This window comes from Pseudomonas sp. CH61, from assembly GCF_059429415.1.
Genome location: NZ_CM182098.1, coordinates 6,251,213 through 6,265,140, shown reverse-complemented (window position 1 = coordinate 6,265,140; position 13,928 = coordinate 6,251,213). Strand labels below are relative to the sequence as shown.

General features: G+C 62.3%; 14 protein-coding genes. All 14 read left to right on the top strand.

Features of this window, described 5'->3' with window-relative positions:
• The first annotated feature begins 67 nt into the window (after positions 1-67).
• The 14 genes from AC5SEM_RS28225 to AC5SEM_RS28160 all read left to right on the top strand — a co-directional run bounded on the left by AC5SEM_RS28225 (position 68) and on the right by AC5SEM_RS28160 (position 13,924).
• A complete protein-coding gene (locus tag AC5SEM_RS28225) occupies positions 68-802 on the top strand; it encodes a glycosyltransferase family 2 protein (protein ID WP_495471749.1) in 735 nt (244 codons plus the stop codon).
• Positions 799-1,746, top strand: coding sequence for a lysophospholipid acyltransferase family protein (locus AC5SEM_RS28220; protein ID WP_137218545.1), 948 nt, complete (start codon positions 799-801; stop codon positions 1,744-1,746). The genes AC5SEM_RS28225 and AC5SEM_RS28220 overlap by 4 nt, the downstream gene beginning before the upstream one ends.
• Entirely contained in the window at positions 1,727-3,271 is a 1,545-nt protein-coding gene (locus AC5SEM_RS28215; RefSeq protein WP_077570462.1) for an HAL/PAL/TAL family ammonia-lyase, read from the top strand. The genes AC5SEM_RS28220 and AC5SEM_RS28215 overlap by 20 nt, the downstream gene beginning before the upstream one ends.
• Positions 3,264-3,689: an acyl-CoA thioesterase gene (locus tag AC5SEM_RS28210; RefSeq protein WP_077570460.1), complete on the top strand. Its 426-nt coding sequence runs from the start codon at positions 3,264-3,266 to the stop codon at positions 3,687-3,689. The genes AC5SEM_RS28215 and AC5SEM_RS28210 overlap by 8 nt, the downstream gene beginning before the upstream one ends.
• The gene (locus AC5SEM_RS28205) at positions 3,686-4,288 is read left to right on the top strand and encodes an outer membrane lipoprotein carrier protein LolA (protein WP_123592997.1); all 603 of its coding nucleotides are present in this window, start codon (positions 3,686-3,688) and stop codon (positions 4,286-4,288) included. The genes AC5SEM_RS28210 and AC5SEM_RS28205 overlap by 4 nt, the downstream gene beginning before the upstream one ends.
• Positions 4,272-6,611, top strand: a complete 2,340-nt coding sequence (locus tag AC5SEM_RS28200; RefSeq protein WP_495471748.1) for an MMPL family transporter — start codon at positions 4,272-4,274, stop codon at positions 6,609-6,611. Before AC5SEM_RS28205 ends, AC5SEM_RS28200 begins: the two co-directional genes overlap by 17 nt.
• Complete coding sequence (locus AC5SEM_RS28195; RefSeq protein WP_495471747.1) at positions 6,608-7,771, top strand: cation:proton antiporter; 1,164 nt, start codon at positions 6,608-6,610, stop codon at positions 7,769-7,771. The genes AC5SEM_RS28200 and AC5SEM_RS28195 overlap by 4 nt, the downstream gene beginning before the upstream one ends.
• Complete coding sequence (locus AC5SEM_RS28190) at positions 7,758-9,005, top strand: NAD(P)/FAD-dependent oxidoreductase (RefSeq protein ID WP_495471746.1); 1,248 nt, start codon at positions 7,758-7,760, stop codon at positions 9,003-9,005. Before AC5SEM_RS28195 ends, AC5SEM_RS28190 begins: the two co-directional genes overlap by 14 nt.
• On the top strand, positions 9,002-9,727 hold the full coding sequence (locus AC5SEM_RS28185) for a class I SAM-dependent methyltransferase (protein ID WP_495471745.1): 726 nt from the start codon (positions 9,002-9,004) through the stop codon (positions 9,725-9,727). Before AC5SEM_RS28190 ends, AC5SEM_RS28185 begins: the two co-directional genes overlap by 4 nt.
• A 137-nt stretch (positions 9,728-9,864) precedes the next feature.
• Positions 9,865-10,323: a hypothetical protein gene (locus tag AC5SEM_RS28180; RefSeq protein WP_077571430.1), complete on the top strand. Its 459-nt coding sequence runs from the start codon at positions 9,865-9,867 to the stop codon at positions 10,321-10,323.
• Positions 10,320-11,516 (top strand): beta-ketoacyl-[acyl-carrier-protein] synthase family protein, encoded by a 1,197-nt coding sequence (locus tag AC5SEM_RS28175; RefSeq protein WP_495471744.1) that lies wholly within the window; start codon positions 10,320-10,322, stop codon positions 11,514-11,516. The genes AC5SEM_RS28180 and AC5SEM_RS28175 overlap by 4 nt, the downstream gene beginning before the upstream one ends.
• Positions 11,513-11,977 carry a hotdog family protein gene (locus AC5SEM_RS28170; RefSeq protein WP_495471743.1) on the top strand — a complete coding sequence of 155 codons (465 nt, stop codon included), beginning with the start codon at positions 11,513-11,515 and terminating at the stop codon, positions 11,975-11,977. The genes AC5SEM_RS28175 and AC5SEM_RS28170 overlap by 4 nt, the downstream gene beginning before the upstream one ends.
• Positions 11,970-12,698 (top strand): 3-oxoacyl-ACP reductase FabG, encoded by a 729-nt coding sequence (gene fabG, locus AC5SEM_RS28165; RefSeq protein ID WP_495471742.1) that lies wholly within the window; start codon positions 11,970-11,972, stop codon positions 12,696-12,698. Before AC5SEM_RS28170 ends, fabG begins: the two co-directional genes overlap by 8 nt.
• Entirely contained in the window at positions 12,698-13,924 is a 1,227-nt protein-coding gene (locus AC5SEM_RS28160; protein WP_016983866.1) for a beta-ketoacyl-ACP synthase, read from the top strand. Before fabG ends, AC5SEM_RS28160 begins: the two co-directional genes overlap by 1 nt.
• The last annotated feature ends 4 nt before the right edge of the window (positions 13,925-13,928 follow it).

Sequence of the window (13,928 nt, the reverse complement as noted above, 5' to 3'; positions counted from 1 at the left end):
TGCTGCGCACTCAATCGCGAGCAGGCTCACTCCTACAGGGATCGCGGTTTTCCAATGGAGAACTGTTATGCATAACCCTTGCGCGGTGATCCCGGTTTATAACCACGAAACCGCGATTGGCACCGTGGTCGACGCCCTGCTCGCGCAAGGCCTGCCGTGCATTCTGGTGGACGACGCCAGCACGCTATCTTGCGCCAGAGTGCTCGACGCACTGGCCGAGCGTGACAACGTGCATCTCGTCCGTCTCACCGCCAATCAGGGCAAGGGCGGCGCGGTAATGACCGGTTTGCGCGAAGCTTCGCTGTTGGGTTTCAGCCACGCATTGCAGGTCGATGCCGACGGTCAGCACGACTTGCACGACGTGGCGCGTTTCGTCGAGGAATCCCGTGCGCATCCCGAGGCGATGATCTGCGGTTATCCGCTGTTCGACGAGAGTGTGCCGAAAGGCCGTTTGTACGCGCGCTACCTGACCCACGTGATGGTCTGGATCAACACGCTGTCGCTGCAGATCCGCGATTCGATGTGCGGGTTTCGCGTCTATCCGCTGGCCCCGACACTGGCAGTGATCGACTCGGCGAAAGTCGGTAAGCGCATGGATTTCGACTCGGACATTCTCGTGCGCCTGTCGTGGCGCAATCAGCCGATGCGCTGGCTGCAAACCAGCGTGCACTACCCGCTGGACGGTGTGTCGCACTTCCGCTTGTTCCACGACAACGCGCTGATTTCCGGCATGCACACACGGCTGTTTCTCGGCATGTTACTGCGCTTCCCGGTGATCCTCTGGCGGCGGTGGCGAACATGACAAGCGAAGCCGACAAAAAGCACTGGGCTGATCGCGAAGAGCGCGGCAGTTTCCTGCTGATGAAATTCACCGCGTTCGCCGCCAAGGTTTTGGGCCGACGCCTGCTCAGTCCATTGCTGTACGGCATCGTTCTGTACTTTTTCCTGTTCGGCCGCACCGCACGGCGCAGTGCCTGGCAATACCAGCAGCGCCTGGCCACCTGGAGTCAGCGCGACGCGTTGCGCCCGACGCATTGGCGGGTGTTCGGTCAGTTCATGGCCTTCGCCGACTCGATGCTCGACAAGCTTGACGTGTGGAACGGCAAACTGCGCATCGAACAAATCGAAATCATCGACCCGGCGCTGCTGCGCAATCAGTTACGCGGCAGTCGCGGGCAACTGCTGGTCGGCGCTCACCTGGGCAATCTCGAAGTCTGTCGCGCACTGGCGGAGATCGGCGAAAAAGTCACGATGAATGTGCTGGTGCACACCAAGCACGCCGAGCAATTCAACCGTTTGCTGGGCGAGGCCGGGGCGACCAATCTGCGCCTGATTCAGGTCAGCGAACTCGACCCGGTGATCATGCTGCAACTGCATGAACGGCTGGAGCGCGGCGAGTGGCTGGCGATTGCCGGCGACCGCGTGCCGCTGCACGGCGGGCGTAGCGTGACCGTCGATTTCCTCGGCCATCCGGCGCCATTCCCGCAAGGCCCTTGGTTGCTCGCCGGTCTGCTGAAATGCCCGGTCAACCTGTTGATGTGCCTGAAACAGCCGGACGGTCACTATCGCCTGACTCTCGAACCCTTTGCCGATGCCGTGGTGTGGAAGCGCAGCGAGCGCGAGCAGGTCATTCATCAGTGGGCCACCCGCTATGCGCAACGCCTGAGTCACTATTGCCTCGAAGCGCCGCAACAATGGTTCAACTTTTACCCTTTCTGGAAAACCGATGACGACGCCAACCCATGAGCCGGTAACCTTCGGCGAACGCCCTTTGCGCATCGAAGACGTGCTGGCCCTGGCCAACCGTCAGGCGCCCGTGCAGTTGCAGAGCGACGCCGACTATCGCGAGCGCATCGCCAAGGGCGCGCGGTTCCTCGATTCGCTGCTGGACAAGGAAGGCGTGATCTACGGCGTGACCACCGGTTACGGCGATTCCTGCGTGGTCGCGGTGCCGTTGCATCACGTCGAAGCGTTGCCCCGTCATCTCTACACCTTCCACGGTTGCGGGTTGGGCAAGCTGCTTGATGCGCAAGCCACTCGCGCGGTGCTCGCGGCACGTTTGCAGTCGTTGTGCCACGGCGTTTCCGGAGTACGCGTGGAATTGCTCGAGCGTCTGCACGCGTTTCTCGAATACGACATCCTGCCGCTGATTCCCGAAGAAGGCTCGGTCGGTGCCAGCGGCGATCTGACGCCGCTGTCCTACGTCGCCGCGACCTTGTCCGGCGAGCGTGAAGTGATGTTTCGAGGTGAGCGCCGTCAGGCGGCCGATGTGCATCGCGAACTGGGCTGGACGCCTTTGGTGCTGCGCCCCAAAGAAGCGCTGGCACTGATGAACGGCACTGCGGTGATGACCGGCCTCGCCTGCCTGGCTTTCGCCCGCGCCGACTATCTGCTGCAACTGGCCACGCGCATCACCGCGCTCAATGTGGTCGCGCTGCAAGGCAACCCGGAGCACTTCGACGAACGCCTGTTCGCCGCCAAACCGCATCCTGGGCAAATGCAGGTCGCCGCGTGGCTGCGCAAGGATCTGGCGATCGACGCGCCGACCGCACCGCTGCATCGCCTGCAGGATCGCTATTCGCTGCGCTGCGCACCACACGTGCTCGGCGTGTTGGCCGACAGCCTGAACTGGCTGCGTTCGTTCATCGAGACCGAACTGAACAGCGCCAACGACAACCCGATCATCGACGCCGAAGCCGAGCGCGTGTTGCACGGCGGGCACTTCTACGGCGGCCATATCGCGTTCGCTATGGACAGCCTGAAAAACCTGGTGGCGAACGTCGCCGACCTGCTCGACCGGCAGCTCGCCTTGCTGGTGGATGAGCGTTACAACCACGGTCTGCCGAGCAACCTTTCCGGTGCCCCGGCGGATCGCGCAATGATTAACCACGGCTTCAAAGCCGTGCAGATCGGCACCAGCGCCTGGACCGCCGAAGCGCTGAAAAACACCATGCCGGCCAGCGTGTTCTCGCGCTCCACCGAGTGCCACAACCAGGACAAGGTGAGCATGGGCACCATCGCCGCCCGCGATGCAATTCGTGTGCTGGAGCTGACCGAACAGGTCGCCGCCGCCACCCTGCTGGCCGCCAATCAAGGCGTATGGTTGCGCGCTCAGGCTGAAGACGCGCGACCGCTGCCACCGTCACTGGCGGCAATGCACGAAGAACTCGCCAAGGACTTCCCGCCGGTGATCGAAGACCGAGCCCTGGAAGGCGAATTGCGCCTGTGCCTGCAACGCATCGCCGCGCAACACTGGAGGCTGCATGCGTAGCGCCGGAGTGCTTCACGCCGACACCGAAATCCTCGTGCCGTTTTTCGACGTCGATACCATGCACGTCGTCTGGCACGGCCATTACGTCAAATACCTCGAAGTCGCCCGTTGTGCGCTGCTGGACAAGATCGGCCACAACTACACGCAGATGCTCGAATCCGGGTTCGCCTGGCCGATCATCGACCTGCAACTGCGCTATGTGCGCGGCGCGGTGTTCGGTCAACGGCTGAATGTGCGCGCCAGTCTGGTCGAGTGGGAAAACCGGCTGAAGATCAATTACCTGATCACCGACCTGCACAGCGGCGAGCGCCTGACCCGCGCCAGCTCGGTGCAGGTCGCCGTTGAAGTGAGCAGTCGCGAGATGCAGCTGGCTTCGCCGAAGGTCTTCACCAATGCCGTGGAAAGGATGCTGCGATGAATGTATTTGTTAAAAGCCTGAGCGTGTTGGCGCTGCTGACGCTGTCGGCGCTGGCCAACGCCTTCGACCTGCAACAACTCAGCGCACAACTGGCGAAACCGGAGGTGATCCACGGCCAGTTCACACAGGAAAAACACCTGCGTGCATTACCGCAGCCGCTGATCAGCAAGGGCAGTTTTGTTCTCGCCAAAAATCACGGTCTGCTCTGGTTGCTGAAAACCCCGCTGCAGCAGGACTACCGCATCAGCGCCAAAGGCATCGCCCGCCGCGACGATAACGGCTGGCAATTGCTGCCGAACAAGAGTGCCGGCGCCGAGCAGAACCGCTTGTTCCTCGCCGTACTGCAAGGTGACAGCAGTGGCCTGCAACGGGATTTCGAACTGGCGCTGAGCGGCGATGCACAGCAGTGGAAACTCACGCTGACCCCGCGTTCGCTGCTGCTCAAGCAAGTGTTCAACCAGATCAATATCGACGGCGGCGCGCTGGTGCAGACCATCGAGCTGCTGGAAACCCAAGGCGACAGCACTGTGCTGCGCATGCAGGACAGCAACGCCAGTCAACCGTTGAGCGACGCGGAGCAACATGACTTTGCCGAGTGAACGCAGGCTGCCCTGGCTGTTTCTGATCCTGCTGCTGGCAGTCGTCGCGCTGGCCGGTTGGCAATGGCGCGACGGTGCGCCGCTATCAGCGAACCTCATGGAGCTGGTGCCCGGCACTCACCCGGATGCCCTTGAACAGCGCGCCGAGCAGCGTATGCAGGAACCGCTCAACCGCGAAATGCTGGTGCTGGTCGGCCACGCCGATCGCCAGCAGGCCGTCACCATGGCGCAGACCCTGGGTGAGCAATGGCAGGCCAGCGGGTTGTTCGAAAAGGTGCAGTGGAACCTGCAAGCAGACCTGCCAGCGCTGCGCACGCAACTGCTGCAAGGGCGGCTGGCGATGCTCTCGGCGGATGACCGGCAACTGCTGATCGAGCACCCCGACGCGTTCATTCAGCAACGCGTACAAGCCCTGTTCGACCCGTTCAGCGGTTTCAGTCTGGTGCCGAGTCAGGACGACTGGCTGGGCCTGACCGGGCGCATTCAGAACAGCCAGCCACAGCACGGTTCGGTGCAACTGGACATCGGCAGCGGCGCGTTGATTGCCGATGCCGACGGCAAGAGCTGGGTGCTGCTGCGCGCACGCACCACCGGCAATGCCTTCGACATGAACCTGCCACTGCAAGTCGCCGCACTGCTGCAACAAAGCCGTGATCAAGCCGCGAAATCCGACGTGCAACTGCTCGCCGCCAGCGGCTTGCTGTACGCGGCCAACGGTCAGCAGCAAGCCACCCGTGAAATGACCTGGGTTGGCGGCGGGGCCACTGTCGGCATTCTGTTGCTGCTGCTGCTCGCGTTTCGCCGCTGGCGCGTGTTGCTGGCGTTCGTGCCGGTACTGGTCGGCATGTTGTTTGGCGCGGTGGCCTGTGTGGCGCTGTTCGGCCATATGCATGTGATGACGCTGGTGCTCGGTTCCAGCCTGATCGGCGTGGCGGTGGATTACCCGCTGCACTATTTGTCGAAGAGCTGGAGCCTGAAGCCGTGGCGCAGTTGGCCAGCCTTGCGCCTGACCTTGTCCGGATTGACCCTGAGTCTGATCACCAGCGCCATCGGTTATCTGGCGCTGGCGTGGACGCCGTTCCCGGCACTGACGCAAATCGCCGTGTTCTCTGCCGCCGGCCTGCTCGGTGCTTATCTGTCGGCGGTGTGCCTGTTGCCGGCGCTGCTGAAAAACGTCGAACTGCGCCCCGCGCAATGGCCGCTGCGGTTGGCCGAGCGCATGCTCAACCTGCGCGAAAAACTCCTCGAACGCGTACGCACGCCGGTGTTGCTGGCGCTACTGATCGCCTTCTGTGTGGGCGGTCTGGTGCAGCTGCAAAGCAAGAATGACATCCGCCAATGGGTCGGCGCACCGCAACATCTGACCGACGAAGCGCAGGCCATCGCGCGCATCACCGGCTATCAGCCGACCAGCCAGTTTTTCCTCGTGCGCGCCGACAATCAGCAGCAACTGCTCGAGCGTCAGGCCGCGCTGAGCGAGCGTCTGCAGCAACTGGTCAACCTCGACAAGCTGCAAGGTTATCTGGCCCTCGATCAACTGGTCAGCCCGCCGAACCAGCAAGAACAGGTGCGCGAGGCGCTGAACAAACTGCCGCAATACTGGCAGCCACTGCTCGACCTCGGTGTACCGCTCGCCGCGCTGCAAAGCGAACTGCAACAGTTGCAGACCGTGCCCGCCGAAGACATCGACGCGGCATTGGCCGGTCCACTTGGCGAGCCTTATCGCACGCTCTGGCTCGGCCCGAGCGAAGACGGCGTGGCGGCGATGACCAGCCTGCAAGGTTTGAACAACCCGGCGCTGTTGCGCGTGCAAGCGCTGGACTTGCCGGGGGTAATGCTGGTCGATCGCCTCGGGGAATTGAATGAAGTGTTTGCGGCGACGCAGATCAGCGCTGCTGAACTGAAACTCGCTTCCTGCGCATTGATCGTGCTGGTGCTGATGTTGCCGTTCGGTCTCGGCGGGGCGCTGCGTATCGTTGCCCTGCCGTTGCTCGCTGCGCTGTGCAGCCTCGCCAGTCTGGGCTGGCTCGGTCAGCCGCTGACCCTGTTCAGCCTGTTCGGCCTGCTGCTGGTGACGGCAATCAGCGTCGATTACGCGATTCTCATGCGTGAACAAGTCGGTGGCGCGGCGGTGAGCCTGCTCGGCACCTTGCTGGCCGCTGTGACGACGTGGCTGTCGTTTGGTTTGCTGGCGGTTTCCAGCACACCGGCGGTGAGCAATTTCGGCCTGTCGGTGAGCCTCGGTCTGGCGTTCAGCTTCATGCTCGCACCGTGGGCGGGGCGTCACGAACACACCGCGACAGTCGCGGAGCCAGCGGCATGATGGTCGTCGGTTTCTGGCTGCTGGCCTTGGCGTTGTTCGCCGTGGCCACGCGCATAGGGCGCCACTTCGGCCTGATCCCGATTGTCAGCCAGTTGCTCCTGGCGAGCTTCGGTTTGCCGCTGCTGATGTACTTCTGGATCGAACCAGGCTGGCAGCTCAGCGGCGCCGAACTGATCGCGCCAGACTGGCTGAAAAACCTCTACAGCCTGAGCTTCGCCCTGCTGCTCGGGCACATTCTCAGTGATGTAATTGATCTGAAACTCGATCGCCAGAGCGTGAAAATCGCCGTGCCGAGTTTTGCCGTGCCGTTCACTTGCGGCTTGGCGGCGGCTTACTGGCTACTGCCAACGCAACCGTGGCTCAACTCGCTGGCCATCGGCCTGGTGTTCGCGATCACTGCGATCCCGGTGCTGTACCTGTATCTGCGCCACATCGATTACCCGCCCGCCGCCACCCGGCGTCTGGTGCAGACCGCGATCCTCATTGATCTGACCTGCTGGACACTGTTCGGCTTCGCCCAGGGCAGTCTGCACCTGAGCAGTCTGTTGCTGCCGCTGGGTCTCGCCTGTGTGCCGTTGCTATTGAATCTGTTGCGTGTACGCCGACCACTGACCTACAGCCTCGGGTTCTTTGCGCTGCTGGTGATGGCCGAGCATTACAAACTCAATGCGCTGATCTTCGGCATCGGCTATCTGCTGTGCATGGCCGCGCTGAAAGTACCGCTGTTGCTGCCCTTGCCGGCGCGCTGGATGAGCCGCTTGCAGACGTGGCTGGCGATTCCGCTGATCCTCACTTTCGGCATTGTGCAGATCGATGTACACAGCGCCCTCGCCAGCCTCGGCGCGGTGCAATGGGCGGCGCTGCTGCTGTTGCCGATTGCCAGTAAACTGCTCGGCAACTGGCTCGGCCTCGGCTGGGCCGGCGCTTCGTTCGAAGGCGCCAGCCGCTGGCGCGAAAGCGTGCTGCTGAACATTCGTGGCCTCAGCGAAATCGTCTTTCTCAATCTGCTCTTGCAACAACAACTCATCACCCCGGCGCTGTACTTCGCGCTGATGCTGATGGGCCTGATCGCGACGCTGCTACCGGCCCTGATCGGCCTGCATCGCGCGCCATTGAATCTGCAACATCCTTTGCCCCGGAGTTCACGTGCCAATCGTTGAAATGGAATCCCGTCAGGTCGTGATCATCGGCGCCGGCCCGTCCGGCGCCATCGCCGCCGCGCTGCTCAAACGCAAGGGCCACGATGTGCTGGTGCTCGAGCGCCAGCACTTTCCGCGCTTTTCGATCGGCGAAAGCCTGCTCAGCCATTGCCTGGATTTCGTCGAAGAGGCTGGCATGCTCGACGCCGTCAATGCCGCCGGCTTCCAGCGCAAGACCGGCGCCGCATTCGCCTGGGGCGAGCGTTACAGCGCCTTCGATTTCGGTGACACCTTTACCGGCGGCAAACCGACCACGTTTCAGGTGCAACGCGCCGACTTCGACAAACTGCTGGCTGATCAAGCGGCGTTGCAGGGCGCGGAAATCCGCTACGGCGATGCCATCGTCAGCGTCGATTTCGAGCGGACAAAACCGTTGCTCGACGTACGCCGCGAGGACGGTAGTGAGTACCGCGTCGAAGCGGATTTCGTCCTCGATGCCAGCGGCTACGGCCGCGTGTTATCGCGACTGCTGGATCTCGAAGCACCGTCGAATTTCCCGGTGCGTCAGGCGGTGTTCACCCACGTTGAAGATCACATCGACAACCCTGCGTTCGACCGCGAAAAAATCCTCGTCACCACCCATCCCGAACATCGCGATATCTGGTTCTGGACGATCCCGTTCAGCAACGGCCGCTGCTCGGTGGGCGTGGTCGCCGCTGAAGAACATTTCAAGGATCGCGACAGCGATCTGGATGCCTGCCTGCGTAGCTTCATCGCCGAAACCCCGAGCCTTGCCGGCGTACTCAACAATGCTGTGTGGGACACCCCGGCGCGCACGCTCGGCGGTTACGCCGCCAATGTGAAAAGCCTGCACGGTCCAGGTTTCGCACTGCTCGGCAACGCGGCGGAATTTCTCGACCCGGTGTTCTCCTCCGGTGTGACCATCGCCATGCGTTCGGCGAGCATGGCAGCAGCGGTTTTGCACCGTCAGTTGCAGGGCGAAACCGTCGACTGGCAGAGCGAATTCGCCGAGCCGCTCAAGCGCGGCGTCGACACCTTCCGCTGCTACGTCGAGGGCTGGTACGCCGGCACCTTTCAGGACGTGATTTTCTATGAAGACAGCCAAGCGGAAATCCGTCGGATGATCTGTTCGATCCTCGCCGGCTACGCCTGGGATGAGCGTAACCCGTTCGTCAGCGAAGCCCGCCGCCGCTTGAAGATGATTTCCGAACTCTGTGCAAAGGACGCCACATGAATTATCTGAGCGACAGCTACGTCGAGGAAACCCGCTTCGGCTTCTGGTTCCTGCGCAGCCACACCTGGCAGCACCATGTGTTGCGCGTGGCGATCAATGATCTGCGCGGACTGTTCAGTGAAGTGCCGCCGGAACATCCGGTGTTGCTGGACGCCGGTTGCGGTCAGGGCAAGTCGTTCGGTCATCTGCGCCAGACCTTCGCGCCACAGCGTTTGATCGGCGTTGATGCTGATCCGCACAGCCTTGAATTGAGCGGCGCAGAAGCGACGCGTCTGGAACTGGACGTGGAACTGATCGGCAGCGATTGCGCGACGCTCAATGTGCCGGACGCCAGCGTTGATCTGCTGTTCTGCCATCAGACTTTTCATCATCTGGTCGAGCAGGATAAGGCCCTGGCCGAGTTTTATCGGGTGTTGAAACCGGGCGGCTATCTGCTGTTCGCCGAGTCCACCGAGGCTTACATTGATACGTGGGTGATTCGCTGGCTGTTCCGTCATCCGATGCACGTGCAGAAGAGTGCGGCGCAGTATCTGCAGATGATTCGCGGGCAGGGGTTTGAGTTTGGCGAACGCAATGTTTCCTATCCGTATCTGTGGTGGAGCCGGTCGAAGGATTTTGGTTTGCTGGAGCGGTTTGGCTTACTCAAACCCAAGCCGTTCGGGCAGCGCGAAGAGACGTTGGTGAATGTCGTTGCGCGCAAGCCTCTGGCAGAGGTTTCCTGATGTACACAAATCCTTGTAGGAGTGAGCCTGCTCGCGATAGCGGTGGGTCAGCCAACCTGTATTTTGAATGTGCGACCGCTATCGCGAGCAGGCTCACTCCTACAGTGTCCGCGGTGTGGCGATTTTTTGTGTTTGGCATGGTGCTTCTGTTGAGTGCCTGCGCCAGCCAGGCGCCGTTGCCTGCGGGCAATCCGACTTTGCCTCTCCCGTTGCAACTGCACATCGAACGCCAACAAGCCGAACAACGCCAGGACTGGCTGCTGGTGATCCAGCGCGAAGGCCCGGGCATCCGTTGGTCGATGATGGATCCGCTGGGCATCCCTCAGGCACGTCAGCAACTGATCGACGGCCACTGGCAGGCTGATGGGCTGCTGCCGCCAAACCCCGAAGCCCGGGAATTGTTTGCTGCGCTGCTGTTCGCCCTGACCCCATCCGGCGAGCTGCTGCGCAATTACCCCACCGCGCAGCAACAGGGCCAGCAACGCTCTCTGCCGGCGCATTGGGACATCCGTTATGCACAACCGTTGAGCTTCGAATTGAACTTGCCTCAAGGCCCGCACTATCGTGTTTCTCCGCTGGGTGAACCGACGCCATGACCGCTTACCTGAATGCCCTCGGGGTGATTTGCGCGCTGGGCCGCGACAAGTCGGAAATCGCCCGCAACCTGTTCGCCGGCGACTGCTCGGGCATGCGCCGCGAGTCTGGCTGGGTGGCGGAACGTGAGTTGCCGGTGGCCGCCGTCCACGGCGAACTGGCGCCGATCCCGGCAGAACTCGCCGATCAGCGCAGTCGAAATAATCAGCTGTTGCTGGAGGCGGCGTTGCAGATTCGCGATGACATTGATCAAGCGATCCAGACCTACGGCCGCGACCGCATCGGTGTCGTGCTCGGCACCAGCACCTCGGGCATCGACGAGGCCAGCCGTGGTCTGGCGCATTACATTCGCGAGCAGCAGTTCCCGGTGGAATACGATTACCGTCAGCAGGAACTCGGCGCGCCCGCAAATTTCCTCGCTGACTGGCTGCAACTGAGCGGCCCGGCCTACGTGATTTCCACCGCTTGCACTTCCAGCGCCCGCGCCTTGATGAGCGCTCAGCGCCTGCTCGATCTGGGCTTGTGCGACGCCGTGCTGTGCGGTGGCGTCGACAGTTTGTGCAAGCTGACGCTTAACGGTTTTTCGTCGCTGGAAGCAGTGTCGGACGAGCGCTGCAATCCGTTCTCGGCCAACCGCAGCGGCATCAACATCGGCGAAGCGGCGGTGCTGTTCATCATGAGCAAACAGCAAGGCGAAGGCCCGGCCATTGCCCTGCTCGGCGCCGGCGCCAGTTCCGACGCGCATCACATTTCCGCCCCTGAGCCGACCGGGCGCGGCGCGCTGCAAGCAATGCACAAGGCCTTGAACCGCGCGCACCTGCATGCCACGCAAATCAGCTATCTGAACCTGCACGGTACCGCCACTCAACACAACGACGCGATGGAAAGTCTAGCGGTCGCCGAACTGTTTCCCGAGGGCGTCGCCTGCTCATCGACCAAACCCATGACCGGCCACACCCTCGGTGCGGCCGGCGCACTGGAAGCAGCGTTTTGCTGGTTGAGCCTGAGCACCGACAACCCCGACCACGCCTTGCCGCCACACGTCTGGGACGCTCAGCCCGATCCTGCGCTGCCGCCGCTGAAGTGGGTGACCGCGAGCGAACGCCTGACGTCCATTGCACCCCGCTACCTGATGAGCAACTCGTTTGCCTTCGGCGGCAACAACGTCAGCCTGATTATCGGAGACGCCCCATGACGGCCTGGCCGCTCGCCGAACTGCTGCCCCACGCGGGCGACATGATTCTGATCGACAGCATCACAAGCTTTGACGAGGAGCAGATTTTCACCCGCCTCACTGTCAAGCCCGAAGGCTTGTTCAGCCTGCCCGACGGCAGCCTGCCGGCATGGGTCGGCGTCGAACTGATGGCACAGAGCGTCGCCGCGTTTGCCGGTTGCCACGCGCGACTCAAAGGCAATCCGGTGGAGCTGGGGTTCCTGCTCGGCACACGCAAGTTCGAGTGCAACGTCGAAGCGTTCCCCGCCGGTAGCGATCTGACCATTCATGGTCTGCGTTCGCTGGAAGACGACAACGGCATGGGCGTATTCGAATGTCATATCCACGGCGCCGGCATCCATGCCAGCGCGCGGCTGAACGTGTTCCGCCCACCCCAGGTCACTCAATATCTGCAACAGACACAGGAGTCGAACGATGACTGAATCCGTACTGGTCACCGGCTCCAGCCGTGGCATTGGCCGCGCCATTGCCTTGCGTCTGGCGCAGGCCGGGCACGATATCGTCCTGCATTGCCGCAGCGGCGTGACCGAAGCGCAAAGCGTTCAGGGTGAAATCGAAGCCTTGGGGCGCAAGGCGCGGATCCTGCAATTCGACGTTGCCGATCGCGCAACCTGCAAAACCATTCTGGAAGCCGACGTCGAAACCCATGGCGCCTATTACGGCGTGGTGTTGAACGCAGGGCTGACCCGCGACGGTGCCTTTCCGGCGCTGAGCGACGACGATTGGGACGTGGTGTTGCGCACTAACCTCGACGGTTTCTATAACGTGCTGCACCCGGTGATGATGCCGATGATCCGCCGTCGCGCCGCGGGTCGCATTGTCTGCATCACCTCGGTGTCGGGGCTGATCGGCAACCGCGGCCAGGTCAACTACAGCGCTTCCAAGGCCGGGGTGATCGGCGCGGCAAAGGCGTTGGCGATCGAGCTGGGCAAGCGCAAAATCACCGTTAACTGCGTCGCACCGGGCCTGATCGACACGGCGATGCTCGACGAAAACGTGCCGGTGGAAGAATTGATGAAAATGATCCCCGCGCAACGCATGGGCACCCCGGAAGAGGTCGCCAGTGCGGTGAATTTCCTGATGTCGGCGGAAGCCTCGTACATCACCCGCCAGGTCCTGGCGGTCAACGGAGGCTTGTGCTGATGAAGCGCGTCGTCGTCACCGGCATGGCCGGCATCACCTCGCTGGGCAGCGACTGGGAGACCATCGCCGGCAATTTCGCGGCCAACCGCAGCGGCATCCGCCGGATGGACGAGTGGGATCGCTTCAGCGAACTCAACACGCGCCTGGCCGGGCCGATCGATGATTTTGCAGTGCCGGCGCACTGGACGCGCAAGCAATTGCGCAGCATGGGCCGGGTATCGCGGCTGGCGGTTCGTGCGGCAGAAAACGCCCTGGCTGACGCCGGTTTGCTCGGTGACGAATCGATCAAGGATGGGCGGATGGGCGTCGCTTGCGGCTCGTCCACCGGCAGCACCGACGAGATCAAAGCGTTCGGCAACATGCTGCTCAACTCGGTCGCCGAAGGCCTCAATGCCAACTCCTACGTGCGGATGATGCCGCACACCACCGCCGCCAACATCAGCATCTTCTTTGGCCTCACCGGTCGTTTGATCCCGACGTCCAGCGCCTGCACCAGCGGCAGTCAGGGCATCGGTTACGCCTACGAGGCGATCAAATTCGGCCGCCTGCCGTTGATGCTCGCCGGCGGCGCCGAAGAGCTGTGCCCGACCGAGGCCATGGTCTTCGATGCGCTCTACGCCACCAGCCTGAAAAACGATGCGCCACAGACCAGTCCACGCCCGTACGACAAGGGCCGCGATGGTCTGGTGATCGGTGAAGGTGGCGGCATGCTCGTGCTCGAAGAGCTGGAACACGCCCTCGCCCGTGGTGCGCACATCCACGCCGAGATCGTCGGCTTCGGCAGCAACGCCGACGGCCAGCACACCACGCGCCCGGAACAAGTGACCATGCGTCGTGCAATGGAACTGGCGCTGGAAGACGCCGGCCTGACGCCGGACGCCATCGGTTACGTCAATGGCCACGGCACCGCTACAGAACAGGGCGACATTGCCGAAACACTGGCAACCAGCAGTTTGTTCGGCGAGCGCATGCCGATCAGTTCGCAGAAAAGCTTCCTCGGCCACACACTCGGCGCCTGCGGCGCACTGGAGTCGTGGTTCAGCATCGAGATGATGAATCGCGACCTGTACGTGCACACGTTCAACCTCGACGAGGTCGATCCGCACTGCGGCAAACTCGATTACCTGCGCGGCGAATTCCGCCAGATGCATCACGACTACGTGATGAACAACAATTTCGCTTTTGGTGGCGTCAATACCTCGTTGATTTTCCGCCGCTGGCACTGACCGC

Excerpts from the sequence above, each read along its gene's own strand:
- AC5SEM_RS28225 (WP_495471749.1), top strand. The coding sequence starts at position 68 with ATGCATAACCCTTGCGCGGTGATCCCGGTTTATAACCACGAAACCGCG.
- AC5SEM_RS28220 (WP_137218545.1), top strand. The coding sequence starts at position 799 with ATGACAAGCGAAGCCGACAAAAAGCACTGGGCTGATCGCGAAGAGCGC.
- AC5SEM_RS28215 (WP_077570462.1), top strand. The coding sequence starts at position 1,727 with ATGACGACGCCAACCCATGAGCCGGTAACCTTCGGCGAACGCCCTTTG.
- AC5SEM_RS28210 (WP_077570460.1), top strand. The coding sequence starts at position 3,264 with ATGCGTAGCGCCGGAGTGCTTCACGCCGACACCGAAATCCTCGTGCCG.
- AC5SEM_RS28205 (WP_123592997.1), top strand. The coding sequence starts at position 3,686 with ATGAATGTATTTGTTAAAAGCCTGAGCGTGTTGGCGCTGCTGACGCTG.
- AC5SEM_RS28200 (WP_495471748.1), top strand. The coding sequence starts at position 4,272 with ATGACTTTGCCGAGTGAACGCAGGCTGCCCTGGCTGTTTCTGATCCTG.
- AC5SEM_RS28195 (WP_495471747.1), top strand. The coding sequence starts at position 6,608 with ATGATGGTCGTCGGTTTCTGGCTGCTGGCCTTGGCGTTGTTCGCCGTG.
- AC5SEM_RS28185 (WP_495471745.1), top strand. The coding sequence starts at position 9,002 with ATGAATTATCTGAGCGACAGCTACGTCGAGGAAACCCGCTTCGGCTTC.
- AC5SEM_RS28180 (WP_077571430.1), top strand. The coding sequence starts at position 9,865 with ATGGTGCTTCTGTTGAGTGCCTGCGCCAGCCAGGCGCCGTTGCCTGCG.
- AC5SEM_RS28175 (WP_495471744.1), top strand. The coding sequence starts at position 10,320 with ATGACCGCTTACCTGAATGCCCTCGGGGTGATTTGCGCGCTGGGCCGC.
- AC5SEM_RS28170 (WP_495471743.1), top strand. The coding sequence starts at position 11,513 with ATGACGGCCTGGCCGCTCGCCGAACTGCTGCCCCACGCGGGCGACATG.
- fabG (WP_495471742.1), top strand. The coding sequence starts at position 11,970 with ATGACTGAATCCGTACTGGTCACCGGCTCCAGCCGTGGCATTGGCCGC.
- AC5SEM_RS28160 (WP_016983866.1), top strand. The coding sequence starts at position 12,698 with ATGAAGCGCGTCGTCGTCACCGGCATGGCCGGCATCACCTCGCTGGGC.